Origin of the sequence: Salana multivorans, from assembly GCF_003751805.1 — a bacterium.
GTDB classification, from domain to species: domain Bacteria; phylum Actinomycetota; class Actinomycetes; order Actinomycetales; family Beutenbergiaceae; genus Salana; species Salana multivorans.
This window is the reverse complement of record NZ_RKHQ01000001.1, coordinates 2,685,661-2,712,232: the sequence shown is the minus strand read 5'-3', so window position 1 is coordinate 2,712,232 and position 26,572 is coordinate 2,685,661. Positions and strand designations below refer to the sequence as shown.

Here is a 26,572-nt window from a genome sequence, read left to right as displayed (position 1 = left end):
GCGCGGCCCCTCTCCCCCGCCTACCGCAGAGGTTCCCCATGACCACCACCCTGTCCAGCGCTGCCCCCAGCCCCTTCGACATCACGGGCCGGACCGCCCTCGTCACCGGCTCCAGCCGCGGGATCGGCCTCACGTTCGCCCGCGGCCTCGCCAGCTCCGGCGCCCGCGTCGCCGTCCACGGCATCGACGCGGCCGAGACCGAGGCGGCCGCCGCCGCCCTCGCCGACGAGACCGGCGCGCAGGTGCACGCCGTCACCTTCGACGTCACCGACGCCGCCGCCGTCCGAGCCGGGGTGGCCGACGTCGAGGCCGCCCTCGGCTCGATCGACATCCTCGTGAACAACGCGGGCATCCAGCGTCGCCACCCGCTGGTGGAGTTCCCCGAGTCCGACCTCGACGCCATCCTCGCCGTCAACCTCAAGGCGCCCTTCCTCGTCGCGCAGCGGGTCGCGGTCGGCATGATCGCGCGCGGCAGCGGGAAGATCGTCAACACGGCGTCGGTGCAGAGCCAGCTCGCGCGCCCCAGCATCACCCCCTACTCCGCCAGCAAGGGCGGCATCGTCATGCTCACCCGCGGGCTGTGCGCCGACCTCGCCGCGCACGGCATCCAGGTCAACGCGCTCGCGCCGGGATACATCGAGACGGACCTCACCCGCGCGCTCGTCAAGGACGAGGCCTTCTCCGCCTGGGTGACCGGCCGCACGCCGGCCGCGCGGTGGGGGCAGGTCGAGGACCTGGTCGGCACGCTGCTGTACCTGGTCTCCCCGGCCGCCGACTTCGTCAACGGCCAGACGATCTTCGTCGACGGCGGAATGACGGCGGTGGTGTGATGCTCGCCGTCGTCGTCCACGGTGCCGGGGACCTGCGCCTGGAGGAGCGCGAGCCCGTCGAGCCCGGTCCGGGCGAGGTGCAGCTCGCGGTCGCCTACGTCGGGATCTGCGGGTCCGACCTCCACTACTACCGCAACGGTCGCGTCGGCGCGTTCGAGGTCGTCGAGCCGCTGGTCGTCGGCCACGAGATGTCCGGAACCGTCGTGCGCGACGGTGACGGCGTCCTCGCCCCCGGCACGCCCGTGACGCTGCACCCCGCGACGCCGGGCACGCCCGAGCCGGCCATCCTCGACCGGCCGAGCATCTGGCCCGGCTCCCGGTACCTCGGCTCGGCCGCGACGCTCCCGCACACGCAGGGCGCGGCCCAGTCCCTCGTCACGGTCCGGACCGACCAGGTCCGCGTGCTCCCCGACGGGCTGGGGCTGCGGACCGCGGCGCTGGCCGAGCCGCTCGGCGTCGGGCTGCACGCGATCCGCCGGGCCGGCGGCGTTGCGGGTCGGCGCGTCCTGGTCTCCGGGGCCGGTCCGGTCGGCCTGCTCGCCGCCGGCGCGGCCGTCGCGCTCGGCGCCGAGGTCACGGTGTCCGACGTGCTGGCCCACCCGCTCGGCCTCGCGCTCCGGCTCGGCGTCGACTCCGTCGTCGACCTCACGTCGGCCGAGCCGACGCCGGAGGGCTACGACGTCGTCCTGGAGTGCGCCGGCGTCCCCGCGGCGCTCGACACGGCCGTGCGCAGCGTCCGGCGCGGCGGGGTCGTCGTCGCGGTCGGGATGCTGCCGGCGCAGGCCAGGCCGTACACGCTGGCCGCGCTCGTCGCGCGCGAGATCGACCTGCGCGGCTCGTTCCGGTTCGACGACGAGATCGACCAGGCGGTGGAGCTGCTCGCCGCGCACCCGAGCCTCGCGTCCGTCGTCACCGACGTCTTCCCCGCCCGGGAGGCGGTCGCGGCCTTCGACCGCGCGGTTGACCCGGCCGTCTCGAGCAAGGTGCTGCTCGACCTGCGCGCCGAGGAGGGGCCGGCGTGAGGATCGCGAGGCTGCGCACGCCGGCCGGGCCGCGCCACGTCGTCCAGCGCGAGGACGCCTGGGTCGAGGTGGTGTCGCTGACCGACCACACGCCGACGGGCGCCAGCCACCCCCTCGACGGTGCTCACCTGCTCGCCCCGTGCGAGCCGGTCCTCGTGCTCGGGGCGGCGCACAACTCGGGGCCCGAGGGCCGCGAGCTGCCGCAGCAGGCGTTTCAGAAGTCGGCGCGGACCGTGGTCGGCCCGGGTGAGCCGATCCTGCGGGAGCCCGGGCTCGGCTCGCTCGTCGTCGAGTGCGAGCTGGCCGTCGTCATCGCCCGGTCGGCGCGACACGTGCGGCCGGAGGAGGTCGAGTCGGTCGTCCTCGGGTACACCGTCGGCAACGACGTCACGCTGATGGACCAGACCGAGCGCGACGGCCTGCTCCTCCAGGCGAAGAACGGCGAGGGGTTCACCCCGCTCGGTCCCTGGATCGAGACGGGGTGGCTGGGTGAGGAGGGCGCGCGTGACGTCCTCGACGGCGGCGACGTCGGGATGCAGACGCTGGTCGACGGGCACGTCGCGGCGGACTCCTCGGTCGCCCGGCTCGGCTGGACCATCCGGGAGCAGATCGTCCACCTCACCCGGTACCTCACGCTCGGCCCGGGCGACGTCGTCCTCACCGGCTCGCCCGGGACGGGCGCGCCCGTCGAGGCCGGGCAGCTCGCCCGGGTGCGGATCGCGGGGATCGGCGAGCTGGCCAACCCCGTCGAGCTGCACCCGGGCGCCGGGCGCCCGACGGGCTGAGCCGCGACGGCGAGTCGCGGGCTCGCCCGCCCGGCGCGTCACACCGGGTGGCGCGCCGGGCGTCGTCGCTACATCAGGCGGCCGGGACCGTAGGAGGTGAAGCTCGCGCGGGCGAGGGTGAAGCCGGTGCCGTCGGCGCGCGAGCTGCACTCGACGCCGCGGTCGCTCGACGTGCACAGCCAGGTCCCGACGGAGCTGGTCTGCCCGTACTCGAGCACCGCCGCCCCCTCGTCCGGTCCCGGCGGCGCGGTCTCGGGACAGGGCAGCTCGACGCCGTCGTCCGAGAGGACGACGATCTTGCCGCGCAGGTCGCAGGTGGGTCCCGCGGGCGGGGTGAACGTCGAGTCGCCGATCTCGCAGATGACGCCGGACTCGCTCATCGAGCAGGAGATGTTCCGGCTCGGCAGCGTGAAGCTCGTCAGCTCCAGGGCGCCATCGGGCACCGGCGCCAGCTCGGCCGGGGTGCTCTCGGACGTCGTGGGGGTCGGCTCCTGCGACGGTGAGTCCGACTCCGTCGCCGTGCCGTCATCGGTGGCCGTCGCGTCCTCGCCCGAGGCGCTGGTCTCGCTCGTGGAGCTCTCGCCGCCGCTCGCCCCGGTGCCGCCGGGGCCGCGCAGCAGCAGGGCCCAGACGAGCACGACGAAGAGCAGGACGACGACGCCGGCGAGCACGCCGAGGGTCACCTTGACGGCCGAGGACATCAGTCGAGGATCGGGCCGGACGTGCGCGTCTTCTTCAGCTCGTAGAAGCCGTCGACGCTCGTCAGGAGCAGCAGGCCGTCGAACAGGCGCAGCGCGGCCTCGCCCGTCGGCGCCGGCGTCACGACCGGGCCGAAGTAGCCCTTGCCGTCGATCGCGACGATGGGCGTCCCCACGTCCTCGCCGACCAGGGCGATGCCCTCGGCGTGCGAGGCGCGCAGCGACTCGTCAAGCTCGTCGCTGGCGGCGTAGTCGGCGAGGTCGGACTCGAGCCCGACGTCAGCCAGCGCCCCGGCGATCAGCTCGTCCCCGCTCTGCTTGCGCAGGTGGATCCGCGTGCCGAAGGCCGTGTAGAGGTCGCCGACGACGCCCTCGCCGTGCCGGACGCGGGCGGCGTTGACGACGCGCACCGGTCCCCAGGTCTGGTCGATGTGGGCGCGGTAGTCGGCGGGCAGGTCGCGTCCCTCGTTGAGCACGGCCAGCGACATGACGTGCCAGTGCAGGTCGATGTCGCGCTGCGACGCCACCTCCACGATCCAGCGGGACGTCATCCAGGCCCAGGGGCACGCGGGGTCGAACCAGAAGTCCACGCGCGGAATGCTGTTGGTCATCGTTCCTCCTCGGCCCCCATCGTACGAACCCCGGCTCGGCACCCGTCCACCGGGCCCGACATGTGGCCCTCGGGGTCGAGCCGGGTCAGCATGGCACCGGCGATCGCGGCGAGCTGGTCGACCTGCTCGGGGGTGAGGGCGTCGAAGGCCGACTCGCGTGCCGTGCGCACATGGCCGGGCGCCGCGTCCACGAGCACGTCCCAGCCGGCATCCGTCAGCACGACGTCCGTCGCGCGCCGGTCCTCGGGCGACGTGCTCCGCTCGACGAGCGAGCGCTCGGCCATCCGCGTCACGACGTGCGACAGGCGCGGGAGCGTCGCGTTGGTCCGCTCGGCGAGGGCGCTCATCCGCAGTGTCCGGCCCGGCGTCTCCGACAGCATCGCCAGCACCTGGTACTCGAAGTGGGTGAGCGAGCTGTCGCGTCGGAGCTGGGAGTCGAGCGCCCCGGGGAGGAGCTCGACGACGGCGAGCAGCCGCAGCCAGGCCGCGAGCTCGGTGTCGCTCAGCCAGCGCGGGTCAGGGGACTCGGGCACGCTCGCTCCCCTCTCCTCGCCGGGTGGCCTCCCCGTGTCGTCCGGGGCGCCGTTCCCCGACACACCCTCGGGTAATTGACGCAACAACCATACTGGCCGACCCGTTCCCGGTCGCCCCCGGGTGTCGGCAGGATGGGGGGATGGCCCTCACGATCGACGATGCCGCCACCGTCCGCCGCACCTCCCCCTCGCCGCCGGCGTCCTCGGCCGCGTCCGACGGCACCGGCCGGCCGCTGCTCGTCGTGCTCCACGGGTACGGCGCGAGCGAGCGCGACCTCCTCCCCCTCTGGCCGCACCTCGGGTTCGACGGCGAGACCGTCTTCCTGCGCGCGCCGCTCGCGCTCGGCCCCGGCGCCTGGGCGTGGTTCCCGCTGCCGTCGCTCGAGGCCATCGAGCTGCCGTCCCTGCCCGCCGTGCGCGAGGCGGCCGACGCGCTGCTGTCCTGGCTCGCCGCGCACGCGGCGGGACGGCGGGTCGTGCTCGCCGGGTTCAGCCAGGGGTCGACCGTCGCGCTCCAGGCCCTGCGGACCGCGCCGGAGCTGGTCGCCGGCGTCGTCGTGCTCTCGGGGTTCGTCGCCGGCGTCGGGGACGCGGCGACCGCCGAGGACGACGCGCGGCTCGCCGCGCTCGACCCGCGCGTCCCGGCGTTCTTCGGGCACGGGACGGCCGACCCGGTCATCCCGCCCGTCGCCACCGAGCTGACCGGTGAGTGGCTCACGGCGCACACCGACCTGGTCGAGCGCGCCTACCCGGGCCTGCCGCACGCGATCGACGGCACCGAGCTCGCCGACGTCCGCGCGTTCCTCGCCGGGATCGCCTGACCCGAGCGGCGCTCGCTCGCCGCGAAATCCCTGGCACTTCCGGCTAGGTTCGGGAGACATGACGACGACGTCTCCCGTCCGCTCCCGGCTCGCCGCGGTCGGACTGACCCTGGCGATGGCGCTCCTCGGGCTCGCCCCCGCGACGTCGGCGCCGGACGAGCCCGCCGAGTCGACCGAGCCGAGCCAGCCGGAGGAGGCGACGCCGGACGAGCCGGTGGCCGACGAGACGCCGGACGAGCCGATGCCGCCCGCGGACGCCGTCGCCGTCGTCGCGGTGGAGAAGCTGACGAACGGTCTCGTCCAGGAGGCCGCCCCGGGCGCGACCGTCGCCGCCGGCTCGCCGGTCGAGTGGACGTACGAGGTGACGAACGTCGGCGACACGGACGTGCGCATCGACGCCCTCACGGACGCCTGGACGTCGGCGGCCGGCGACGGCTCGGTCGATCTCGACGTGACCCGACCGCCGCTCGTCGACCAGCCGGGCGTCGAGGCCGACCTGGACGCCGAGGTGCTCGACCTGCCCGGCGTGCTCGCGCCGACGCCGTGGGTGCTCGCGCCGGGCGACTCCGCGACCTTCACGCACACCGGCGTCGCCATCACGGGTGCGTACGCCAACACCGCGACGGCGACCGCGACGCCCGTCGACGCCGACGGGACCCCGATCGGCGAGCCGACCGAGGCGGGCGCGACCTCCTTCTACCTCGGCGGCGAGGCCGGCGTCACGCTGAGCAGCCGCGTCGAGGACGTCGCGACGACGCAGGAGCCGGGCGTCGGCGTCGCGATCGGGTCGACCGTGACCTGGACCCACACCGTCACCAACACCGGCAACGTCGACCTCACCGACCTGCGGCTCACGCAGTCCCGGACGGCCGGCTCCGAGACGTCCGAGGTCGGGTCGCAGGCGTGGGACACGCTCGCGGCGGGCTCGAGCGTCACGGCGACGACGACGGCACCCGCGCTCGCCGGACAGGTCTTCTCCCGGACCTGGATCGAGGCGGACAGCTCGGTCGGCGACGTCGCCGCGGCCGACGACACCTGGTACTACGGCGGCACACCTGACCTGGCGGTCGCCGTCGCCGTCAACGGCGTCGTCACGACCGGCGCCCCCGGGGTCGCCGTCGCCGCCGACCAGCCGGCCGAGGTGACCGTGACCGTGACGAACCGGGGCGAGACCTCCCTCGACGACGTCGCGACCCGGGTGACCGTCGCGACGGCCGACGGCGCACCGGTTGACGTGGAGCTGGCCGGCGCGACCGGCATCCTGCGCCCGGGAGCCTCGCGCACCTACTCCGCGACGCGGACGCCGCCCGCCGGGGACTCGGTCGTGCAGGCTCGGGTCGCCGCCGTCGCGGTCACCGGGCACGGCGCGCGGCTCGCCCAGCAGCCGGAGGCCGTCTCGGCGACGGGCTGGTTCCGGGCCGGGTCCAGCGGTCTGACGGTGACGACGACCCTCGACGACGCCGACCACCCGAGCGCCCCCGGCGCCGCCGTCCCCGTCGGCGCGGACCTCGCCTGGACCTCCGCCGTGACGAACACGGGAGAGCTCCCGCTCGGGCCGGTGACGATCACCCGGCTGACCGAGCGACCCGACGCCGACGACGCGAGCGCGTCCGATCCCGAGACGATCGGGACGATCGAGTCGCTCGCGCCCGGCCAGTCCGTGTCGCTGCCCGCCAGGGGCTCGGCCGAGGGCGGCCTCGTGCGGACCACGGTGACGGCGGCGGCCGCGGACCCGCAGAACGACGGCGAGGAGGTCACGGCGTCGGACGTCACGTACTACACGGGCGGCCTGCCCGCGCTCGCCGTGGTCAAGGAGCTCGCGCCGACCGGGTCCGCCGACTTCGCCGACAGCCTGGAGGCGGAGGCCGAGGACCAGGTGACGTGGCGGGTCGTCGTGACGAACACCGGCGAGACCGATCTGACCGACCTCGTCGTGCGCGACCCGCTCGTGCGCGAGACCGGGCGGACGGAGCTGCTCGCGCCGGGTGAGACCTTCGAGGTCGAGTGGCCCGGAACGGCCGAGGCCGCCCTCGCGCACGCCGCGCAGGAGCCCGACCAGGGCGGGGCGACGCTCGTCAACGCCGTGACGGCGACGGCCACCGCGCCCGACGGAACGCAGGTCAGCGGGACGGACAAGGCGAGGCTCACGCTCGTCGCCGCCGAGGCCCCGCCCGAGATGCCGACGACGGACACGCGGGGCAAGGGCGGGTCGCCGCTGGGCTGGGTCGTGCTCGGCCTCCTCGTCGTCGCCTTCGCCGGCGGCGGGTTCTGGCTCTACACGCGGAGCACGCGGGAGGAGCGGCAGGAGGGCTGAGCCGGTCCTGGGCGTTCCGGCGGGCGGGCGCTCAGGCGGGCGGGCGCTCCGACCAGACGACGAGGTGCGCGCGGTCGAACCTGCGCGAGCAGCGACCGCACGAGAGCTCGCGAGTCGGCCGACGGAACCGGTGCAGCACGTGCCCGGCCGGACACGTGCCGACCCAGCGAGCCAGCTCGACGGCGGCTTCCCCGCTGTGCCGCACGCCCCCGGTGTAGCCGAGCCGGCGGGCGGCGGCGAGCCACGCCCGCCCGTGGCCGACCTCCGGCCCGACGAGCGCGTGCGCGATCTCGTGCAGGAGCGTCTGGTGGTTGGTCGCGTCGTCGTACCGGGCGGTGAGGTGGCGCGACAGCGTGATCCGACGGTGCGTGAAGTGCGTGGCTCCCGCGCGGCGGCGCGCGTGGTCGTAGGCGAAGACCCAGCCGGTCGGCAGGTGCTCGTCGATGAGCGCCTGCGCGAGGCGCCGCACGTCGTCGAGGTCGGACACGCAACGAGGGTAGGCCACGCGGGGTCGCGGTCGAGCAGGGTCAGCGCCGCGACGGATGATCGCGCCTGACTGCGGTGAGCGGCCGCTCTCCGGTGTCGGTGGGTCTCCGGTGGTGGGGTGGGTTGGGTCGTGTGTGGCGGTCGGTTCTACCCCGGTATCGGAGGGTGTGGGGGCGTGAGCCGGGCTGCCGAGCAGTCCATCTCCGGTGGTGGGGTGGGTTGGGTCGTGATTCGCGATCGGTTCTACCCCGGTACCGGAGGGTGGGGGCCGCGGGGTGCGGCTGGTGTGCGGGATGTGGGGTGGTGGTCGAGCGGGGTCCGGGACGGACGAGTGCGCTCTACTCGTCCGCCCCGGACCCCGCTCGACCCCCCACTGCCCCGAACCGGCCAGGCCCGAGCCGGCCCGGCGGGCCTGGTTCGGGGTGGGTGGTGGTTAGCCTTCGCGGAGCTGGATCCCCATGCCGCCGCGGGGGTAGTGCCACTCCAACGCCCCCGGCGCGGCCACGGCCAGGCACGCCCCGCACTCGAAGCAGGCGGCGTACTCGACCGAGATCGTCCCGTCCGCTTCCCGCGCGTAGACCTTCGCCGGACACACCGCGATGATCCGCTCACCGGTCCCGGTCGAGCGAGCAAGGTCCTGATCGACGTGGATGTGGGACTGCTCCTCGTCGGTCTCATACCGGTTCGCGGCCAGCCGCTCCGGAATCGACATCTGCCTCACAGTGCCCGCACCCCCGCGATCGCGTCGGACACCAGATCCCGCATCCGAACCCCCGACTTCTTCACCACACCCCGCGCCAACGCCACCAGGTGCTTGCGCGGGGTCAGATCATGGTCGAACGCCCCGTACAACACATCCGCCAGCACCTGCCCGTACTCCGCATACATCCGCGGCCGCTCCAAGAACGCCGGCGCCTTCGCATACGTCACCATGTCCCGCCCAGCAAACGAGGCCATCAGCGCCTCCCGGTAACCCCCCAGCCCCGCCTTCGACACATCCCCGGACTCCAGCGCCGCCTCGATCCCGGCCGCGGCCGCGATACCCGAGGCCGCCGCCAGATCCATCCCCCGCACCGTCAACCCCGTGTTCAACGTCAACCCGGCCGCGTCACCCACGACCACCAGCCCATCGGTCGCGATCTCACCCAGCATCGCGATCCCGCCCTCGGCCACGAGATGGCTCGCGTACTCCGAGACCTCCCCACCGGCCAGGAACGGCGCCACGAACGGGTGCGCGAGGAAGTGATCGAACACCACCGAGGACTCCAACCCCCGCGCCATCAGATCATCCAGCCGCAGCACCACACCGATCGAGACCGAGTCCCGATTCGTATACAGGAACCCGCCACCACCAACCCCCAGCGTGCAGTCCCCCACCACCGCATAAGCCACACCGTCGTCCTGGCCCAGGTGGAACCGCTCACGGACCCGCTCCTCGCCCAGCGTCACGACGGCCTTGACCCCGATCGCCAGGTGGTTCTCCGGCTCCTTCGCCCGCAGCCCGGCCGCGCGGGACAGGAACGAGTTCACCCCGTCCGCCGCGACCACGACCCGCGCCCGCAGCTCGTCCTCGCCGGCCCGCACCCCGACCACCGGGCCGGCCTCGCCGCCCGCGCGCAGGACCTCATCCACCCGGACCCCGGGCATCAGGAACACCCCGGCCTCCTCGCACTGCTCCCCCAACCACGCATCCAGCCTGGCCCGCAGCACCGTGACCGCATTCACCGGATCACCCAGCCGCTCATCGGCGTAATCGATCCCGACCGACGAGGTCGCGTTGAGGAACTGCACATAGTTCCGCGTGATCCGCCGCTCAACGGGGGCCTGCGCGAGGAAACCGGGGAACACCTCCTCCATCACACGCGAGTACAACACCCCACCCGACAGATTCTTCGACCCCGGCGCCTCACCCCGCTCGATCAGCACCACCGACCGACCCGCCTGCGCGAGCCGGTACGCGGTGACGCACCCGGCGATCCCAGCCCCGACGACGATGACGTCGAAGTCCGGCTCCAGCTCCTCGCTCACGTCACAGCGCTTCCGTCAGGGCGGGCACCACGTCATACAAATCCCCCACCACCGCATAGTCGGCGTAAGCGAGGATCGGGGCCTTGTCGTCGGTGTTCACCACCACGATCGTCCGCGCGTCCTGCGCGCCGACCATGTGCTGGAGCTGGCCCGAGATGCCGATCGCCAGGTAGAGATCGGGCGTCACCGTCTGCCCGGAGACGCCGATGTACACGTCCTTGGGCAGCCAGTCCAGGCCCTCGGCCAGCGGCCGCGAGCAGGCCAGCTCGGCGCCCAGCCTGGCGGCCAGCGCCCGGATCATGGCCAGGTCCGCCTCGCTCTTCAGCCCGCGGCCCACCGCGACGATCCGCTTCGCCGACGCCAGGTTGGCGACGGTGGTGGAGGCGGCGGAGCTCGCGGTCACGCGGGCCGGGTACACCGAGGTCGTCGGCGTGGCCGGGACCGGCTCGCCCACCGGAGCCTCGGCGCCGCCGTCCGCGACGATGACGACGGGTCCCGAGGTCGCCACCGTCTCGAGCGCGATGCCGCCGAACCGGGCGCGCGTGACGGAAACGGTGCCGACCTCCCGCACGCCCGTGAGCACGGGCGCGCCGAGCCGGGCGGCGAGCGCACCGGCGATCACCCGCTCGGCGGGACGGTTGGGCAGGAGGACGACGTCACCGTCGCCCGCCGTCACCGTCTCCGCGACGGCCGGGGCGAGCGCCTCGACCGGGGCGTCGCCGGCATCGAGAGCGACGACGGTGGACACGCCGTCGACGGCGCTGGCCTCGGGGGTGAGCGCGACGAGCGTCACGGGCGCGCCGAGCGAGCGCGCCGTGTCGAGCAGGGACGAGACCGCCGTGTCGGCGGTGATGATCCAGGTGGTGGCCATGGTGGCGAGTCCTTTCAGATGGCGCCGTCGGCGCGCATGGCCGCGACGAGCTGGTTGACGGCGTCGGTCCCGCCGAAGACGTGGTGCTTGCGGGTGGCCATGACCGGCCGGGCGCGACCCTGGATCTCGAGCGCCGCCTCGGGCAGCTCGATCTCGGAGACGGAGACCTCGTCGACGGGCTTCTTGCCAGCGGCGAGGATCTCCTTCATCCCGGGCACCCTGGGAACCACCGCGTCCGTCGTCACCGCGACGACGACGCCGCCGGAGACCTCGATCTCGCGCGTTCCGCCCGAGACCACCTGGGTCAGGCGCCAGCCGTCGTCCGTCCGCGCCACCTCGGACACGTCCTGGAAGCACGGCCAGCCGAGGGAGCCGGCGACGAGGGCCGACGTCATCTTGGCGTTCTCGTCGACCGACGCGTCCCCCGTCAGGACGATGGTGGCCCCGGCGCGGTCGGCCAGCGCGGCGAGCGCTGCGGCGACCCGGGTCAGGTTCCAGCCCGCGACGGCGTCGTCGGCGAGGACGACGGCACGGTCGAGCCCGCGGGAGAGCGCGGCCTTCTTCGCCATCGGCGACGCGACGGCGGCCGGGCCGACGCTGACGCCGACCAGCTCGTCGCCGGTCGCGTCGGCGAGCCGCCGGCCGAGCTCGATCGGGATGGTGTCGTACTCGCCGACGCCGGCCTTGGCGCGGCTCCAGTCGACCGTGCCGTCGGAGCCGACCACGGCGTCCTGCGGGTTGGCCGACCACTTGTAGGCCACGACTGTGCTCATGGTGATGTCCTTCGTTCTGTCCTGGTGACGGTTCTCGGGCTGCGCTGCTCGGTGCGCTCAGCGACTGTGCTGCTTGACGATCTGCCGTCCCACGATGTGGACCATGATCTCGTCGGTCCCGCCGCCGAAGCGGTGGCCCCGGGCGTCGCGCCACAGACGCTCGACCCGGACACCCTCGGTCACCCCGAGGCCGCCGAAGATCTGCATCGCGTCGTCGCAGACCTCGAACGCCGCGAGGGAGCAGTAGCGCTTGCACATCGCGGCCTGGGTGCGGTCGAGGCAGTCGTTGTCCACCATCCATGCGGAGTGGTAGACGAAGTTGCGCATGTTCTCGATCTTGATGGCCATGTCGGTGAGCTTCTGCTGGATCTGCTGGAAGTTCCCGATCGGCTGACCGAACTGGACGCGCTGCGCGGCGTAGGCGGCGGCGTCCTCGAACGCGGCCTCCGCCAGGCCCAGCGACTGGGTCGCGGTCATGATCCGCTCGACCTCGAAGTTCTTCATGAGCTGGACGAAGCCCTCGCCCTTGACGCCGACCAGGCACGACTCGTCCACCACGACGTCGTTGTAGAAGATCTCCGAGGAGTCGGCGGTGTGCCAGCACATCTTGAGGATGGGCGAGAGCTCGATCCCCGGGGTGTCCATCGGCACCAGGTACATGGAGATGGCCCGGCGCGGGTCCGTCGCGTCGGGGTTGCGCGCCATGGTGAGCAGGTACTTGGAGTCCACGGCGTTCGTGACCAGCGTCTTCGTCCCGTTGAGAACGACCTTGCCATCGCGGTGCACGGCCGTCATCGCCATCGCGGCGGAGTCCGACCCGGCGCCCGGCTCGGTGAACGCGAGCGCGAACGGCACCTCGCCCTCGGCCAGCACACCGAGGACGGCCTGCTTCTGCTCCTCGGAGCCGAACTCGAGGATGTCGAGCACCTGGAGGATCTCGGTCGAGTACCCGAGGTTGAGCCCCTGACGCGCCACCCGCTCGGCGATGAGGCAGAGCGTCATGGTGTCGGTCGGGGTGCCCCCGTACTCCTCCGGGAACCCGAGCGTCAGGAAGCCCGCCTCGTGCATGGCGCGCTTGAACTCGACCGGCTGACGGTGCTCGGCGTCGCAGGCGGCGATGTAGGCGAGCGAGCAGTCGCGTTCGAGCAGCTCGTCGAGGCTCTCGAGGAGCAGCTGCTGTTCCTCGCTGAGGCTGAAGTCCATGGCGATCTCCGGTTCGGGGGGACGGGTGGGCCGGCTCCCGCCGGTCCGGATCGGACCGGTCGACCGGCCGACCAGCTGACGTCCCAACTATAGGACCAAATCAGTCCGGAAGTGCTACGTTGAGTCCGTCACAACGTCGACGGGCCGGTCGAGGGGGTCGCCCCGACCGGCCAGCCGTCGACATCACCGCAGGTCAGAACCACATGGCGACCTGCTAGAACCGAAAGTCGAGCTCCATGGCACAGGTCATCACGGCGGTCGAGGCCGCTCGCCTCATCAAGGACGACGACACCGTCGCGCTGTCCGGTTTCGGCCTCTCGTGCGTCAACATGGAGGTGATCGCCGCCCTGGAGCAGCGCTGGCTGGCCGAGCAGGCGCCGCGCAACCTCACGATCGTCAACTCCTCGGCCGTCGGCGCTCGAGGCCGGCGCGAGGGGCTGAGCAAGCTGGCCTACGCCGGCCTCGTCGGCCGTTGGGTCGGCGGCATCATGTCCGCCTCACCCGCGCTCGGCGCGCTGGCGATGGCCAACGAGCTCGAGTGCCACAACCTCCCCCAGGGCGTCATCACCGCGCTGTACCGCGAGATCGCCGCGCGGCGCCCTGGCGTCATCACGAAGGTGGGGATCGGGACGTTCGTCGACCCCCGCCTGGAGGGCGGGAAGGTGAACGACGTCACGACCCGCGACCTCGTCTCGCTCCTCGAGCTCGACGGGCAGGAGTACCTGTTCTACCGGGCCTTCCCCATCGACGTCGGCCTCATCCGTGGCACCTACGCCGACGAGATGGGCAACCTCACCATGGAGCACGAGGGGCTCAAGATGGAGGTCCTGCCGATCGCCCAGGCCGTGCACAACAGCGGCGGCATCGTCATCGCGCAGGCCAAGGGGATCGCCCGCACCGGCTCGCTCGACCCGAACCTCGTGCGGGTCCCGGGCAACGTCGTCGACTACGTCGTCGTGTCCGAGCCCGAGAACCACATGCAGACCGAGAACACGCAGTACAACCCCGCCTTCTCCGGACAGATCCGCGTCCCCGTGTCGGGGTTCAAGCCGGTCCCCCTCACCGAGCGCAAGGTGATGGCGCGGCGCGCCGCCGCCGAGGTCCGCCCCGGCGACGTGATGAACCTGGGCGTCGGCGTCCCGGCCGAGGTCGGGGTCATCATGTCCGACGAGGGGGTCGCCGACTACGCCCTCCTCACCACCGAGGCCGGTGCGGTCGGAGGCACGGCCGCCGACGACAAGAACTTCGGGCACAGCTACAACGCCCTCGCCCAGCTCGGGATGCACGAGCAGTTCGACTACTACGACGGCGGCGGCCTCGACCTGACCGTGCTCGGCCTCGCCCAGGCCGACTCCCACGGCAACCTCAACGTCTCGAAGTTCAACGGCAAGGTGGCCGGCTGCGGAGGCTTCATCAACATCACGGCGACGGCGAAGCGCGTCGTGTTCGCCGGGACCTTCACGGCCGGCGGGCTCGAGGTGGAGTTCGTCGACGGGGCCGTCCGCGTCGTCACGGAGGGCCGCATCCGCAAGTTCGTCCGCGACGTCGAGCAGGTCACCTTCTCGGGCGCTCAGGCGACGCGGAACGCGCAGAAGGTCGTCTACGTCACCGAGCGCGCCGTGTTCGAGCTGGTCGACGGCGTCATGACCCTCACCGAGATCGCCCCGGGGATCGATCTGCAGACCCAGATCCTCGACCAGATGGACTTCGTCCCGGCGATCGCGCAGCCGCTGCGCGAGATGGACCCGGGCCTGTTCCGCGAGGAGTGGGGCGGCCTCAAGCAGTACATCGACGACCAGGTGGCGGCCGGCATCTGACGCGCGGCGCGCACCCGTCGACACCCCGACCGGGATCCCGGGGATCCCGGTCGCCCCTCCTCCCTCCACCCCTTCCTCATCTGGAGACACAGACCCATGTCCACCTCTCGACCCGTCACGGCCGTCAACCGCTGGGGCGTCCTCAGCGGGGCCGTCATCGCCCTCCTCATGGGCGGCACCCTCTACAGCTTCTCGGTGTTCGCCAAGCCGTTCGCCGAGCTCCGCGGCTGGGCCATGCCCGACGTCATGCAGGCGTTCGGCTTCACCTCCATGCTCGCCCCGGTCGCCATGATCGGTGCCGGCTACTTCCTCGACCGCGGGCGCACCCAGCTCCTCATGATCGCGGGCGGCGTGCTCTTCGGCGCCGGGCACGTGCTCGCCGGCCTGGTCACGTCGATCGGCGCGTTCTGGCTGTGCTTCGGCCTCATCGCCGGCCTCGGCCAGGGAATGATGTACTCGGCCGCGCTGTCGAACACGCTCAAGCTCTTCCCCGACAAGCGCGGGCTGGCCTCCGGGATGATCACGGGCGGCATGGGGGCCGGCTCCGTCATCGCAGCTCCCGTCGGACGCGCGATGGTCTCGAGCATCGGTGTCTCCCAGTCGTTCGTCGTGCTCGGGGCCGTCTACGCCGTGGTCGTCGTCCTCGCCGCCGTTCTGCTCATCCGTCAGGCGCCCGTCGGGTACGCGCCCGCCGGCTGGACTCCTCCCGCCCCCGTCGGCGGCGGCGCGCCCACGGCCATGAACTGGCGCCAGATGATCCGGACGCCGCAGTTCTGGATCATCGTCCCGATGTTCGTCGCGGGCGCCTTCTTCGGCCTGATGATCACGTCGAACCTCTCCGGGATCAGCCAGGACATGTTCGGCGCCACCGCGGCGTCCGCCGCCCTGTTCGTCTCGCTGCTCGGGGCCTGCAACACGATCGGGCGCATCTCGTGGGGGTGGGTCTCCGACCGCATCGGCATCACGACGTCGCTGATGATCGTGTTCGTCCTCGCCGCCGCCGCGCTCGTCCTCCTCGGCGCGGGTGCCGGGACCCTCGTGCTCGCCGCCGGCGTCATCGTGCTCGGCTTCGCCTTCGGTGGCGTCATGAGCCTGTTCCCGCCGCTCACCATGGCCAACTACGGTCCGCGCCACCAGGGCGTCAACTACGGCATCGTGTTCTCCGCGTACGCCCTGTCCGGTCTGGTGGCCCCGAAGTGGGCGGCATCGATCGCCGAGGGTTCCGGAGGCGACTTCTCGAGCGCCTTCTACATCGCCGCCGCCATCGCGGTCTGCGGCCTGGTCCTGACGCTGCTCTACCGCGGCGTCACGGCCCGCAGGTCCGCCGCGGCTAGCGTGGTCGTCGAGCGCGAGCCGGTCTCCGCGCCCTGAACCACCCGCGAGAAGGACGCATCGTGCCCCTGGTCCCCACGCCGCTGCTCGACCAGCTCCGCACGGACGACGCGGACGCGCCCGCCGTCGTCTGTGCCGGACACACCTGGACGCGCGCCGACATCGCCGACGAGGCGACCCGGCTCGCGAGCGCACTGGTCGAGCTCGGCGTCGGGCCGGGTGACCGGGTCGCGGTGGTGCGGCGCAACTCCGTCCTGCACTTCACCGCGCTCCTGGCGGCGAACCGCATCGGCGCCGTGCTCGTCCCGGTGAACTTCCGTCTGCCGGCTCGCGAGGTGGCCCGGATCCTCGAGGACTCGCGTCCTCGCGTCACGCTGTGCGGGCCGCGACACGCGGACGAGATCGACGACGTGCAGGAGTGGTTCACGCCCACGACCTGGGTCGTCGACGACATCGACCCCGTCGCCACCGCCGTCTCGCCGGACCTGCCGGACCGATGGCTGCGCCTGGGTCGGCTGATGGCCGACGCGACGAGCGCGCCGCCCTCGCGGACGGTGGGGAGCGACGACCTCGTGATGCTCCAGTACACCTCCGGTTCGACGGGGCGACCCCGCGGGGTCCGGATCGCCGTGGGAAACCTCGCCGCCTCGTGGCGCGGGTTCGAGGCGGCGCTGGGGATCGGGCCCGAGGACGTCGTCCTGGCCGGGGCGCCGTTCGGGCACGTCGGCGGGCTCAACACGCTGGCACTGCAGACCCTCCTGATGGGCGGGGTCAACATCGTCCAGCGCCAGTTCGACGCCCACGAGGCCATCACCCTCATCGAGCTGTACGGGGTCACCACGATGTTCGGGGTCCCCTCGATGTACGAGGCCCTCGCGGCACAGCCGGACTTCCCGCGCCGGGACATGACGAGCCTTCGCGCTGCCGTCGTCGGAGGGGCGCCCATCAACGCCGCCCTGCTCGACGAGCTGCGCGGCGGCGGCGTGCCCGTCGTGCCGTCGTGGGGAATGACCGAGACCTGCGGCGGCGTGACCTTCCTCCTCCCCGAGGAGGTGGCGACGCACCCCGGCTCGGTCGGGCGCGTCGCGGCGGGAAGCGAGGTCTGTCGCGTGCCGGGACCCACGGGTCCGCTGACGTGCGGCGGCGACGCCGACCACCCGGGCGAGCTGCTGGTGCGCGGGCCGGTCGTGACCCAGGGGTACTGGGGGTGCGAGACCTCACCCGTCGACGACGAGGGCTGGTTGCACACCGGCGACCTCGGCTGGATCGACGCGGAGGGGTACGTCCAGCTCGCCGGGCGCCTCAAGGAGCTCATCATCTCGGGTGGGGAGAACATCTGGCCGGCGGAGATCGAGAACGAGCTCCGCGGTCACCCGGACGTCGCCGACGTCCTCGTCGTCGGCGTGCCGGACGAGACCTGGGGCGAGACGCCCGCGCTCCTCCTCGTCACGTCGGCCGGCCGGGCACCGTTGAGCCTCGCGGAGATCAGGAGCCACCTCGACGGGAGGCTCGCGCGCTACAAGCTGCCGCGGCACGTCGTCCCGGTCCCGGCGATCCCCCTGGGGAGGACCGGCAAACCCGACCGCCACGCCGCGCGGGACCTGGTCCTCGACGCCCTCGCCCGCTCCTAGGTCGATGGCGTCCGTCCCCGTGCCGCCGCGTCAGCCAGAGGTCGGCGGCTCGACCAGCGCGCCCGCCTCGGGGCTCCACACCCGCCCACCGGTGGCGCGCGGCGTGAGCCACGGGCCGAGCGTGCGCTCGACGAACTCGGTCGCGTACTCGTCCAGACGCTCGACGGCGAGCGGGCGCAGGGAGGTCGGGGTCGCGAGCGCGTGCATCGTCATGCCCCCCTCGAGCGCGTCACCGAGCTGGACGACCGAGGTCGCCGCGATGAGGTCGCCCCGCACGATCCCCTCGTTCAGCAGGGCCCGGGTGCGCCGGACGGCACGCCCGACGGACTGGACCCAGATCTGACCCATCTCGGCCGGATCGGTCAGGTGCTCGAGGTTGAGCCGGATGACCGCGATGCCGGCGGGTGCGAAGTAGGAGCGCAGACGGTGCCGCACGATCCGGTGCACGCGCTCGAGGAACGGCAGCTCGGCGACGTCACTGTGCGCCTCGGCGTAGAAGGCATCGACCTCGTTGAGCGCCGCCAGCAGCAGATCGCCCTTCGTCGGCCAGCGGCGGTAGAGCGAGGACTTCCCGACCCGGGCGCGTTCCGCCACCTTGCCGAAGGTGAAGCCCGACCAGCCGAGCTCACCGTAGACCTCGACCGCCGTCACCAGAGCCCGACGGTCCACGTCGCGATCCCTCGGACGGCCGATCGTCGCCGTGGCCTCCGCGCCTGCGTCCAGCTCGTCGTTCACGTCGTTCCTCCGGTACCCGACTCTAGTGCCAGCTCGCGGGCCGGTCCCCGCCCGCCCGCGCCCGAGCGGTGCGAGGATGGAGCCAACGCCACCACCCCTCGGCTCGTCAGGAGTGCCACGGCGCGCGACGACCCCGTCACGCTCCGGCCGGCACGACCGACGACCCGGGCCGACCAGCCGACAAGGAGCCCCCGTGCCAGGGCAGAACCTCACCCGCGTCGAGGCGCAGCAGCGCGCCGCCACCGTCACCACCCACAGCTACGAGATCGCGCTCGACCTCACCGGGGGCGCCGAGACCTTCCGCTCCACCTCGCGCGTGCGCTTCTCGGCGACGCCGGGCGCCTCCACCTTCATCGACCTCGTCGCGCCGCACGTCGAGTCGGTGCGGCTCAACGGCCGCGACCTCGACCCCGCGCAGGTGTTCGCCGACTCCCGGATCGCCCTGGCGGACCTCGAGGCGGACAACGAGCTCGTCGTCGTCGCCGACTGCGCCTACATGAACACGGGCGAGGGCCTGCACCGGTTCGTCGACCCCGTCGACGGCGAGGTGTACCTGTACTCCCAGTTCGAGGTGCCGGACTCCCGGCGCGTGTTCGCGGTGTTCGAGCAGCCCGACCTCAAGGCGGTGTTCACCTTCGACGTCACCGCGCCCAAGCACTGGACGGTCGTCTCCAACGCCCTGGTGGCCGACGTCGAGCCGCACGGCGAGGACGCGAGCCGGTGGCACTTCCAGGACACCGAGGTCATCTCGAGCTACATCACGGCGATCGTCGCCGGCCCCTACCGGGGCGGGGAGGGGACGATCCGCAGCATCGACGGTCGCGAGCTGCCCGCGCGCGTCCTGTGCCGGGCGAGCCTGGCCGAGCACCTCGACGTGGAGAACATCCTCGAGATCACCCAGCAGGGCTTCACCTTCTACGAGAACGCGTTCGACCGGCCGTACCCGTTCACCAAGTACGACCAGCTCTTCGTCCCGGAGTTCAACGCCGGGGCGATGGAGAACGCCGGCGCCGTGACCTTCCTCGAGCGGTACGTGTTCCGGTCCAAGGTCACGGGCGCCATGATCGAGCGCCGGGCGATCACGATCCTGCACGAGCTGGCCCACATGTGGTTCGGCGACCTCGTGACGATGCGCTGGTGGAACGACCTGTGGCTCAACGAGTCGTTCGCCGAGTACGCCTCGACGCTCGCCGCGGCCGAGGCCACCCGGTTCACGAACGCGTGGACGACGTTCAACTCGCTCGAGAAGTCCTGGGCCTACCGGCAGGACCAGCTCCCCTCCACCCACCCGATCGTCGCCCCGATCAACGACCTGGAGGACGTCCAGGTCAACTTCGACGGCATCACGTACGCCAAGGGTGCCTCGGTGCTGCGCCAGCTCGTCGCGTGGGTCGGCACGAGCGAGTTCCTCGCCGGCGTCGCCGCCTACCTGCGCAAGCACGGGGGCGGGAACACCGAGCTGAACGACCTGCTCGTCGAGCTCGAGGCCACCTCGGGGCGGGAGCTGTCCTCCTGGTCGAAGCTGTGGCTGGAGACCGCCGGCGTCAACACCCTGACGCCCGTGATCGAGACGGACGAGGCGGGTGTCATCACGTCCTTCGCGGTGCGTCAGACGGCGCCGGAGCAGTGGCCGACGCTGCGACCGCACCGGCTCGGGATCGGCTTCTACGACGTCACCGAGTCCGAGTCCGACGACGGCGCCGACTCGGCCCGGCTGCGGCGCACCCGGTACGAGGAGGTCGACGTCGACGGTGAGCTGACGCCCATCCCGGCCCTGGTCGGCGCGACGCGCCCCGACCTCGTCCTGCTCAACGACGACGACCTCGCGTACGCCAAGATCCGGCTCGACGAGGCCTCCCTCGACACGGCGCTGGCGCACCTGCGCGACTTCGCCGACTCCCTCCCCCGCGCGCTCGTGTGGTCCGCGGCGTGGGACATGACCCGCGACGGCGAGTGGCCGGCCGGCTCGTTCGTCGAGCTCGTCCTCGGCAACATCGGCGCCGAGACCGACTCGACGGTCGTCATGATGCTGCTGCGTCAGCTCGTGACGTCGCTCGACGCCTACGTCGACCCCGCCGTCAGCGAGGCCGCGACCGTCGAGGCGGCCGACCGGCTGTGGGAGCTGCTCGGCACGGTCGAGCCGGGCGGCGACCTGCAGTTCCAGCTCGCCAAGGCCTACGCACAGCTCGCCCGCACCCCGGAGCAGCTCGCGCGGCTCGCCGGGCTGCGCTCCGGTGAGCTGACCGTGCCCGGCCTGGACGTCGACGTCGACCTCGCGTGGGAGCTGCTCGCCGGCCTCGCGTCGGCCGGCGCGGTCGGGGTCGCGGACCTCGACGCGGCCCTGGCGGCGGACAACACCGCGACGGGTGCTCAGGCGCTCGCCCAGGCGAAGGCCGCGCTGCCGGTCCCGGCGGGCAAGGAGGAGACGTGGACGGCGGTCGTCGAGCGGGACGAGCTGCCCAACGCCGTCCAGGCCGCGACGATCGCCGGCTTCACGCGCAGCCACGACCCCTCGCTGCTCGTGCCGTTCGCCCAGCGCTACTTCGACGTGCTCGAGCGGGTCTGGGAGGGCAAGACGAACGAGATGGCGCAGAACATCGTCGTCGGGCTGTACCCGAGCGAGCTCGCGGACATCGACGGCTCCTCCGGCGTCGACGTCCTCGCGCTCACCGACGCGTTCCTCGACGGGCTCGGCGACCGGACGCCGGCGCTGCGCCGGCTCGTGGTCGAGGCCGCCGACGGCGTGCGCCGCCAGCTCCGGGTCCAGCAGGCCGACCGCGACGCGCGCTGACCCGCACCCGACGCCGAACGGGCGGTCGGTCCGCGATGGCGGACCGACCGCCCGTTCGGCGTTCGTGGGGCTCGGCCGGCGCGCGGCCGGCCGGCGTCAGGCTGCCCTGGCGACGGTGAGGCGGTCGAACTGTCGCTGGAGCGGCTTGAGCGCCACGACGTCGAGCACGGACGCCGCCGCCAGTGCCAGCAGGTAGGCGCCGACGGTCGTGAGGACCCAGATCAGCAGGCGCACGAGACCCGGGTAGGCGGCGACGTCGCCCAGCAGCAGGCGGTCGTAGACGAGGCCGGTCACGATCGCGATGGTCGTGTACTGGAACAGGTAGATCGAGTAGGAGCGCTCCGCGGTCCACGTGATGATCCGTCCCGCGAGCCGCCCCTCGACCCTGACCCGGCTGAACACGAAGAAGACCGCGATCGTGCTGAACACCCAGAAGTAGCTGGGGTCGACGCGGTCGATCCCGAAGGTCGCGAACAGCACGTCGGACAGCCAGGCCAGGGCGCCGATCCAGATCGCGGCCCGACGCTGCCGGTCGGACATGATGCCGTCGAGCCGCGTGTAGAAGTAGCCGAGGCAGAAGAACAGGAAGTAGTTGGACCCGGGGATCAGCGACGTCGGGAGGATGCGGGTCCCGATGGCGGAGAGCGTCGAGAGCGACTCGATCCCGGTCTGCCGCGAGAGCCACCCGACCACGTTGTTGAGGATGCCCCAGCACGTCATGATGACGACGATCCGGGAGACGATCACGACGGAGCGGTCGCTGAGGGCGCTGAGCGCCTTGTACAGGAACGGCGCGAGGATGAGGAACGGGATGAGCGCCGGGATGAACCACCACCCGCCGCTGAGGAGCCCCGCCGTGTGCTGCAGGTAGCCGGGCAGGCTCATCCCGTGCAGGCGCGTGACGTAGGCGTACAGCACCACCGAGTAGAGCGCGAGCGGCAGCACGATGGTGGAGAGCTTCTTGTAGTAGTAGGTCGTGAGGCTGGTCTTCAGCGGCCGGATCCCGAAGTAGCCGGACAGGGCGAAGAACACCGGGTCGCAGATGATCGCGAAGGCGACGACGCTCCCGTGCGGGTTGAAGTCCCGGATCCACGGGACGTACGCCGCCATGTGGGTGACGACGACGAGGAACATCGTCAGGGCCCGCAGGAGATCCCAGTTGACCAGGCGGCGGCGCGCGGGCGCCTGGGCCGGGGTCGGCGACGCCTCGACCCCGCGCTCCGCACTCGTTGACACCATCGGCACTCTCCCGTTCGGTGGTGGTCAGTCGACCTGGAGGAGGGGGTCGCCGGCGGCGACCTCCTGGCCGACCTCGACGAGCAGCGTCACCGTGAAGTCGCGGTGCTCGAAGACGACGACGGGGGTCACCGTCGCCAGCCCGCGCGCGAGGGCGGCGGTCGGGTCCCAGCGCAGCAGCTCCTGACCGGTCACGACGTCGTCGCGGTCGGCGACGAGGACCTCGAAGCCCTCGCCGTGCAACGTCACCGTGTCGATGCCGAGGTGGACGATGACGCCGGTCTCGCCCGTCTCGAGCGCGACGGCGTGCGGGTGCACCTTGGCCAGCCGGCCGTCGCACGGCGCGACCACCCGGACGAGCGGGACGACGCCGTCGACCCCGGGCGCCGCCGGCGGCTGGATGGCCAGCCCCGGTCCGAGGATCCCGGCGGCGAACGCCTCGTCCGGGACGTCGGCCAGCGCGACGACGCGCCCCGCGATCGGGGCGACGAGCCGGAGCGTCACGCGGGCTCACCGTCCGTGACCGGAGCGCCGGCCTCGCCCGGGCCGGCGTCGTCGGCAGCGCCGTCACCCGCACCGCCGTCGGCCGCGGCCGCCGGGTCGCCGGCGGCCTCCTCGAGCCGGTGGTCGCCACGCTCGGCCGCCACGCGGCGCATCGCCGCGTCGACGGTCCCGGTGAGCGAGGCGAACCGCGCGACGTCGTCGAGGTCGTCGACGAGGACGACGTTCTCGGCGGAGTCGGCGAGCGGGATCGACCAGTTCGGGTACTCGCGGTGCGTCCCGGGCTGGTTCTGCGCCCGGCGCTCCCCCACGGCGTCCACGAGGGCGACCCCGAGGAGCCGCGACGGGGCCGCGACGAGCAGCACGTGCAGCGCCTCGACGATCTCGCGCTCGCTCGCGTGCTCGCCGATGAGCCGCCGCTCCCGCAGGAACGCGAGCATGGACTCGCGCTCCGCGTCGGCGGCCGCGCGGACCTGCTCGACGGGCTCGGTGAGCAGACCGAGCCGCTGGCGCAGGTCGACGTGCTCGCCGGCGAGGTAGCCGGCGGTCGGCGGCAGGTCGTGCGTGTTGACGGTGGCGAGCAGGAGCTCGCGGTAGTGCTCGGGCGGACGCGGCCGGCCGCCGTCGTCCTCGAACCAGAGCACCGAGGTGCCGAGGATGCCGCGGGAGGAGAGGTAGTCGCGGACCCACGGCTCGACGTTGCCGAGGTCCTCGCCGATGATGACGGCGCCCGCGCGGTAGGCCTCCAGCACCAGGACGCCGATCATCGCCTCGTGGTCGTAGCGCACGTAGGTGCCGTTGGCGGCCCCGGCGCCGCTCGGGATCCACCACAGCCGGAAGAACCCGAGGACGTGGTCGATCCGCAGCGCCCCGGCGTGGCGAAGCAGCGAGCGGACCATGTCGCGCAGCGGCGCGTAGCCCTCGCGCGCCAGCATGTCGGGCCGCCACGGCGGCTGCGACCAGTCCTGGCCCTGCTGGTTGTACATGTCCGGCGGGGCGCCGACGCTGATCCGGCGCGCGTACATGTGCTGCAGCGACCAGGCGTCCGAGCCCTCGGGGTGCACGCCGACCGCGAGGTCGTGCATGATCCCGATGCCCATCCCGGCCCGCTCCCCGGCCGTGCGCGCGTCGCCGAGCTGCTCGTCGGCCACCCACTGGAGCCAGGCGTAGAACTCGACCCGGTCGGCCAGCTCGCGACGCAGCCGCGCCACCTCGGCCGAGCGGACGTCGTCGACGCCGGCCGGCCGCTCCGTCCCGTAGTAGTGCTCCTCGATCGCGCAGAACAGCGCGAAGTCCTCGAGCGCCCGCCCCTCCCGAGCGCGGAACGCCGCGAACGCGCGCTGGCGCGAGGCCGAGCGGGGCGCGGTGAAGATGACCTCGAGCGCACCCTTCTTCGCCGACCACGCCGCGTCCCGGTCCAGGAGCAGCGGGTCGAGGTTCGCCGGCGCGACGTCCTCGTGCGCCCACTCGACCAGCGCGCGCTGGTTGCTCGGGAGGTACGCGGCCTCGCGGACGTCCTCGGGCCGGATGTAGAGCGGGGAGATGAACCGCCGCGTCGTCGGCAGGTAGGGCGAGGGCTCGATCGGGCCGGCCGCCTCGCCCGCGTGCACCGGGTTGATGAGGAGGAAGTCGGCGCCGCGGCCGCCGGCGATCTCCGCGAGGTCCGCGAGGTCCGCGAAGTCGCCGATCCCCCAGGACTGGCGCGAGCGCACCGAGTAGAGCTGGGCCATGAGGCCCCAGCCGCGCCCGCCGTAGCCGGGGCGCAGGTCGGGGAACGTGAGCGCGCGCGGTGTCACGGCGAGGACGCACGTGGCCCGGCGATCGGCCCCGCCACCGCCCTGGCGACGCTGGACGGCGCGGATCTCGTGCCAGCCGTACGGGAGGTCGGCCGGCAGGGGAACCTCGAGGCGCCAGATCCGCACGCCGTCGACGTCGCGCAGCTGCGGCACCTGGTCGGGGACGGCCAGCGTCGTGCGCGTCCCGTCCTCGAGGTGGAGGGTCAGGTCGACGTCGTGCCGGTCGTGGACGTTGACGACGAGCGTCGCGCGGACGCCGTCGTGCTCGCGGACCACGACGAGCGACGGCGGCAGCAGGTCGCGCCAGGGGTGCTGCTCGACCTCGGCGAGCTCGAGCGCCACCTGGTCCGGGGTGTCGGCGTGGATGCCCATGGCGGCCAGGACGAGCCGCAGCGTCTCGGCCGGGACGTGGACGCGCTCACCGAAGAACGACCAGTACTCGGACGCGACACCGTGCGCCTCGGCGAGGGCTGCGAGCTCCGGCGACGGCGGGGTGCCCACCTGCGCGAGGGTGCCGGACGATGCGTCAGACATGGGCGTCCTCCTGCGTTGCGATCACAACGCTTGATCCTGCCAGAAACCAACCCATCCCACGTCCGGTCCCGGACCGGGGGCGACGCCCGCGCCGGAGCCCCCGGCACCCGCCGTCACCGACCCGTCCTAGGGTGAGAGCGTGATCCTCGCGAGCGACGACCCGACGGGCGTGGGAAGCCCCGCACCCGCTGACCCCTCGTCCCCCACCCCCTCGACCGACGGCGTCGTCGAGGAGCAGGCCAAGCAGGCGTGGGACTGGTTCACGGGCGCGCCGCTCCGCTCCATCGTGATCGTCCTGGTCGGGCTCCTCCTCGTCGTCGTGGCGCGCTGGGTGCTCGCCCGGATCATGCGTCGTCTGGCCGCCGCGCCGCTGCCGGCCGTCGACGCCGCCGGCCGCGTCACCGTGACGCTCGGCGAGGTGCCCGGCGACCACGCCCGCGCCCGGCGCGTCACCACGCTGCACCAGCTCCTCGCCTCGACCATCGGGGTCGTCGTCACCATCGTCGTCGTCATCATGGTGCTGGCCGAGTGGGGCGTGAACGTCGCACCGCTCATCGCGTCGGCGGGGATCGCCGGCGTCGCGATCGCGTTCGGCGCGCAGTCGCTCGTCTCGGACGTCGTCTCCGGCCTGTTCATGCTGACCGAGAGCCAGTACAACGTCGGCGACCGGGTCGAGCTCGGGGCGGCCGGCAGCGTGCTGGCCGCCGGCGTCGTCGAGGAGGTCGGGCTGCGCGTCACCACGGTGCGCGACGACGACGGGCGCCTGTGGTACGTCCGCAACGGTCAGATCCAGCGCGTCGCGAACGAGTCGCAGGGCTGGTCGCTCGCGCTGGTCGACGTCGCGCTCGCGCCGGGCGGGGACGTGCCGGCCATCCGGGACGAGGTCGACGAGCTGGTCCGCCAGGTCGTCGCCGAGGACGCGCTCCAGGGCGTCGTCCTGCCCGACCACGAGCCGAGCGTGCGGGTGTCCGACATCTCGGCGACGGCGGCGGTGCTCCAGGTGCGGGTGCGCGCCGAGCCGGGTCAGAACCACCGGCTGGCGTCGATCCTGCGGCAGCGGCTGTACCGCTTCCTCACCTCGCGCGGGATCGAGCTCGCCTAGCCCGGCCCTCTCTCGCCCGTTCCGCACGCGACGCGGGCGGCACCGGGGCTCGGCTCCGGTTCCGCCCGCGTCGTCGTCGGGTGGGGCCGCGCCTCGAGCGCGGCGTGCTCGGCGCCGCCGGA

The 26,572-nt window shown here is 72.9% G+C and carries 23 protein-coding genes; 10 read left to right on the top strand and 13 right to left on the bottom strand.

Annotation, left to right across the window (positions count from 1 at the left end; genetic code table 11):
- Positions 1-38: 38 nt before the first annotated feature.
- Genes EDD28_RS11635 through EDD28_RS11625 form a run of 3 tightly spaced genes read left to right on the top strand, consistent with a single transcriptional unit; the run spans position 39 to position 2,637 of the window.
- Entirely contained in the window at positions 39-830 is a 792-nt protein-coding gene (locus EDD28_RS11635; RefSeq protein WP_123739743.1) for a glucose 1-dehydrogenase, read from the top strand.
- The gene (locus EDD28_RS11630) at positions 830-1,852 is read left to right on the top strand and encodes a zinc-binding dehydrogenase (protein ID WP_123740081.1); all 1,023 of its coding nucleotides are present in this window, start codon (positions 830-832) and stop codon (positions 1,850-1,852) included. Before EDD28_RS11635 ends, EDD28_RS11630 begins: the two co-directional genes overlap by 1 nt.
- Positions 1,849-2,637, top strand: a complete 789-nt coding sequence (locus EDD28_RS11625; protein WP_123739742.1) for a fumarylacetoacetate hydrolase family protein — start codon at positions 1,849-1,851, stop codon at positions 2,635-2,637. The genes EDD28_RS11630 and EDD28_RS11625 overlap by 4 nt, the downstream gene beginning before the upstream one ends.
- Positions 2,638-2,705: 68 nt before the next feature.
- Here EDD28_RS11625 and EDD28_RS17175 read toward each other — a convergent pair whose 3' ends face one another.
- From EDD28_RS17175 to EDD28_RS11610, 3 genes are read right to left on the bottom strand one after another with little or no spacing between them, the layout of a single operon-like run.
- Positions 2,706-3,338 carry a hypothetical protein gene (locus EDD28_RS17175; protein ID WP_148059603.1) on the bottom strand — a complete coding sequence of 211 codons (633 nt, stop codon included), beginning with the start codon at positions 3,336-3,338 and terminating at the stop codon, positions 2,706-2,708.
- Complete coding sequence (locus EDD28_RS11615) at positions 3,338-3,946, bottom strand: mycothiol-dependent nitroreductase Rv2466c family protein (protein ID WP_123739740.1); 609 nt, start codon at positions 3,944-3,946, stop codon at positions 3,338-3,340. Before EDD28_RS11615 ends, EDD28_RS17175 begins: the two co-directional genes overlap by 1 nt.
- Positions 3,943-4,479, bottom strand: coding sequence for a MarR family winged helix-turn-helix transcriptional regulator (locus tag EDD28_RS11610; RefSeq protein WP_123739739.1), 537 nt, complete (start codon positions 4,477-4,479; stop codon positions 3,943-3,945). The genes EDD28_RS11615 and EDD28_RS11610 overlap by 4 nt, the downstream gene beginning before the upstream one ends.
- Positions 4,480-4,619: 140 nt before the next feature.
- Here EDD28_RS11610 and EDD28_RS11605 point away from each other — a divergent pair, with 140 nt between their 5' ends.
- Together EDD28_RS11605 and EDD28_RS11600 are read left to right on the top strand one after the other, a co-directional pair.
- Positions 4,620-5,300, top strand: coding sequence for an alpha/beta hydrolase (locus EDD28_RS11605; RefSeq protein WP_123739738.1), 681 nt, complete (start codon positions 4,620-4,622; stop codon positions 5,298-5,300).
- Between the two features lie 58 nt (positions 5,301-5,358).
- Positions 5,359-7,614, top strand: coding sequence for a DUF7507 domain-containing protein (locus EDD28_RS11600; protein WP_123739737.1), 2,256 nt, complete (start codon positions 5,359-5,361; stop codon positions 7,612-7,614).
- Positions 7,615-7,645: 31 nt separating this feature from the next.
- On the opposite strand, the gene EDD28_RS11595 is transcribed toward EDD28_RS11600, so the two are convergent.
- From EDD28_RS11595 to EDD28_RS11570, 6 genes are all read right to left on the bottom strand, one after another.
- Positions 7,646-8,101: a SprT-like domain-containing protein gene (locus EDD28_RS11595; protein WP_123739736.1), complete on the bottom strand. Its 456-nt coding sequence runs from the start codon at positions 8,099-8,101 to the stop codon at positions 7,646-7,648.
- Positions 8,102-8,533: 432 nt separating this feature from the next.
- Positions 8,534-8,812: a ferredoxin family protein gene (locus EDD28_RS11590; RefSeq protein WP_123740080.1), complete on the bottom strand. Its 279-nt coding sequence runs from the start codon at positions 8,810-8,812 to the stop codon at positions 8,534-8,536.
- Between the two features lie 5 nt (positions 8,813-8,817).
- Positions 8,818-10,128: an FAD-dependent oxidoreductase gene (locus tag EDD28_RS11585; RefSeq protein ID WP_123739735.1), complete on the bottom strand. Its 1,311-nt coding sequence runs from the start codon at positions 10,126-10,128 to the stop codon at positions 8,818-8,820.
- A 1-nt stretch (position 10,129) separates the two neighbouring features.
- On the bottom strand, positions 10,130-10,999 hold the full coding sequence (locus EDD28_RS11580; RefSeq protein WP_123739734.1) for an electron transfer flavoprotein subunit alpha/FixB family protein: 870 nt from the start codon (positions 10,997-10,999) through the stop codon (positions 10,130-10,132).
- 14 nt (positions 11,000-11,013) lie between these two features.
- Complete coding sequence (locus tag EDD28_RS11575) at positions 11,014-11,772, bottom strand: electron transfer flavoprotein subunit beta/FixA family protein (protein WP_123739733.1); 759 nt, start codon at positions 11,770-11,772, stop codon at positions 11,014-11,016.
- A gap of 57 nt (positions 11,773-11,829) precedes the next feature.
- Positions 11,830-12,975 carry an acyl-CoA dehydrogenase family protein gene (locus tag EDD28_RS11570; protein ID WP_123739732.1) on the bottom strand — a complete coding sequence of 382 codons (1,146 nt, stop codon included), beginning with the start codon at positions 12,973-12,975 and terminating at the stop codon, positions 11,830-11,832.
- Between the two features lie 236 nt (positions 12,976-13,211).
- Here EDD28_RS11570 and EDD28_RS11565 point away from each other — a divergent pair, with 236 nt between their 5' ends.
- The 3 genes from EDD28_RS11565 to EDD28_RS11555 all read left to right on the top strand — a co-directional run bounded on the left by EDD28_RS11565 (position 13,212) and on the right by EDD28_RS11555 (position 17,755).
- Positions 13,212-14,792: an acyl CoA:acetate/3-ketoacid CoA transferase gene (locus EDD28_RS11565; RefSeq protein WP_123739731.1), complete on the top strand. Its 1,581-nt coding sequence runs from the start codon at positions 13,212-13,214 to the stop codon at positions 14,790-14,792.
- Positions 14,793-14,888: 96 nt separating this feature from the next.
- Entirely contained in the window at positions 14,889-16,163 is a 1,275-nt protein-coding gene (locus EDD28_RS11560) for an L-lactate MFS transporter (protein ID WP_123739730.1), read from the top strand.
- Positions 16,164-16,186: 23 nt separating this feature from the next.
- Positions 16,187-17,755, top strand: a complete 1,569-nt coding sequence (locus EDD28_RS11555) for a class I adenylate-forming enzyme family protein (RefSeq protein WP_123739729.1) — start codon at positions 16,187-16,189, stop codon at positions 17,753-17,755.
- 30 nt (positions 17,756-17,785) lie between these two features.
- Here EDD28_RS11555 and EDD28_RS11550 read toward each other — a convergent pair whose 3' ends face one another.
- Entirely contained in the window at positions 17,786-18,424 is a 639-nt protein-coding gene (locus EDD28_RS11550; protein ID WP_170169446.1) for a TetR/AcrR family transcriptional regulator, read from the bottom strand.
- Between the two features lie 259 nt (positions 18,425-18,683).
- Here EDD28_RS11550 and pepN point away from each other — a divergent pair, with 259 nt between their 5' ends.
- Positions 18,684-21,281 carry an aminopeptidase N gene (gene pepN, locus EDD28_RS11545; protein ID WP_123739727.1) on the top strand — a complete coding sequence of 866 codons (2,598 nt, stop codon included), beginning with the start codon at positions 18,684-18,686 and terminating at the stop codon, positions 21,279-21,281.
- A gap of 96 nt (positions 21,282-21,377) precedes the next feature.
- On the opposite strand, the gene EDD28_RS11540 is transcribed toward pepN, so the two are convergent.
- Genes EDD28_RS11540 through malQ form a run of 3 tightly spaced genes read right to left on the bottom strand, consistent with a single transcriptional unit; the run spans position 21,378 to position 25,348 of the window.
- Positions 21,378-22,520 carry an acyltransferase gene (locus EDD28_RS11540; RefSeq protein ID WP_123739726.1) on the bottom strand — a complete coding sequence of 381 codons (1,143 nt, stop codon included), beginning with the start codon at positions 22,518-22,520 and terminating at the stop codon, positions 21,378-21,380.
- Between the two features lie 24 nt (positions 22,521-22,544).
- The gene (locus EDD28_RS11535; RefSeq protein ID WP_123739725.1) at positions 22,545-23,021 is read right to left on the bottom strand and encodes a PTS sugar transporter subunit IIA; all 477 of its coding nucleotides are present in this window, start codon (positions 23,019-23,021) and stop codon (positions 22,545-22,547) included.
- Positions 23,018-25,348 carry a 4-alpha-glucanotransferase gene (gene malQ, locus EDD28_RS11530; protein WP_123739724.1) on the bottom strand — a complete coding sequence of 777 codons (2,331 nt, stop codon included), beginning with the start codon at positions 25,346-25,348 and terminating at the stop codon, positions 23,018-23,020. The genes EDD28_RS11535 and malQ overlap by 4 nt, the downstream gene beginning before the upstream one ends.
- Positions 25,349-25,487: 139 nt before the next feature.
- Here malQ and EDD28_RS11525 point away from each other — a divergent pair, with 139 nt between their 5' ends.
- The gene (locus tag EDD28_RS11525) at positions 25,488-26,450 is read left to right on the top strand and encodes a mechanosensitive ion channel family protein (RefSeq protein WP_211339174.1); all 963 of its coding nucleotides are present in this window, start codon (positions 25,488-25,490) and stop codon (positions 26,448-26,450) included.
- The last annotated feature ends 122 nt before the right edge of the window (positions 26,451-26,572 follow it).

Excerpts from the sequence above, each read along its gene's own strand:
- EDD28_RS11635 (WP_123739743.1), top strand. The coding sequence starts at position 39 with ATGACCACCACCCTGTCCAGCGCTGCCCCCAGCCCCTTCGACATCACG.
- EDD28_RS11630 (WP_123740081.1), top strand. The coding sequence starts at position 830 with ATGCTCGCCGTCGTCGTCCACGGTGCCGGGGACCTGCGCCTGGAGGAG.
- EDD28_RS17175 (WP_148059603.1), bottom strand. The coding sequence starts at position 3,338 with ATGTCCTCGGCCGTCAAGGTGACCCTCGGCGTGCTCGCCGGCGTCGTC.
- EDD28_RS11615 (WP_123739740.1), bottom strand. The coding sequence starts at position 3,946 with ATGACCAACAGCATTCCGCGCGTGGACTTCTGGTTCGACCCCGCGTGC.
- EDD28_RS11605 (WP_123739738.1), top strand. The coding sequence starts at position 4,620 with ATGGCCCTCACGATCGACGATGCCGCCACCGTCCGCCGCACCTCCCCC.
- EDD28_RS11600 (WP_123739737.1), top strand. The coding sequence starts at position 5,359 with ATGACGACGACGTCTCCCGTCCGCTCCCGGCTCGCCGCGGTCGGACTG.
- EDD28_RS11590 (WP_123740080.1), bottom strand. The coding sequence starts at position 8,812 with ATGTCGATTCCGGAGCGGCTGGCCGCGAACCGGTATGAGACCGACGAG.
- EDD28_RS11580 (WP_123739734.1), bottom strand. The coding sequence starts at position 10,999 with ATGGCCACCACCTGGATCATCACCGCCGACACGGCGGTCTCGTCCCTG.
- EDD28_RS11575 (WP_123739733.1), bottom strand. The coding sequence starts at position 11,772 with ATGAGCACAGTCGTGGCCTACAAGTGGTCGGCCAACCCGCAGGACGCC.
- EDD28_RS11570 (WP_123739732.1), bottom strand. The coding sequence starts at position 12,975 with ATGGACTTCAGCCTCAGCGAGGAACAGCAGCTGCTCCTCGAGAGCCTC.
- EDD28_RS11565 (WP_123739731.1), top strand. The coding sequence starts at position 13,212 with ATGGCACAGGTCATCACGGCGGTCGAGGCCGCTCGCCTCATCAAGGAC.
- EDD28_RS11560 (WP_123739730.1), top strand. The coding sequence starts at position 14,889 with ATGTCCACCTCTCGACCCGTCACGGCCGTCAACCGCTGGGGCGTCCTC.
- EDD28_RS11540 (WP_123739726.1), bottom strand. The coding sequence starts at position 22,520 with ATGGTGTCAACGAGTGCGGAGCGCGGGGTCGAGGCGTCGCCGACCCCG.
- malQ (WP_123739724.1), bottom strand. The coding sequence starts at position 25,348 with ATGTCTGACGCATCGTCCGGCACCCTCGCGCAGGTGGGCACCCCGCCG.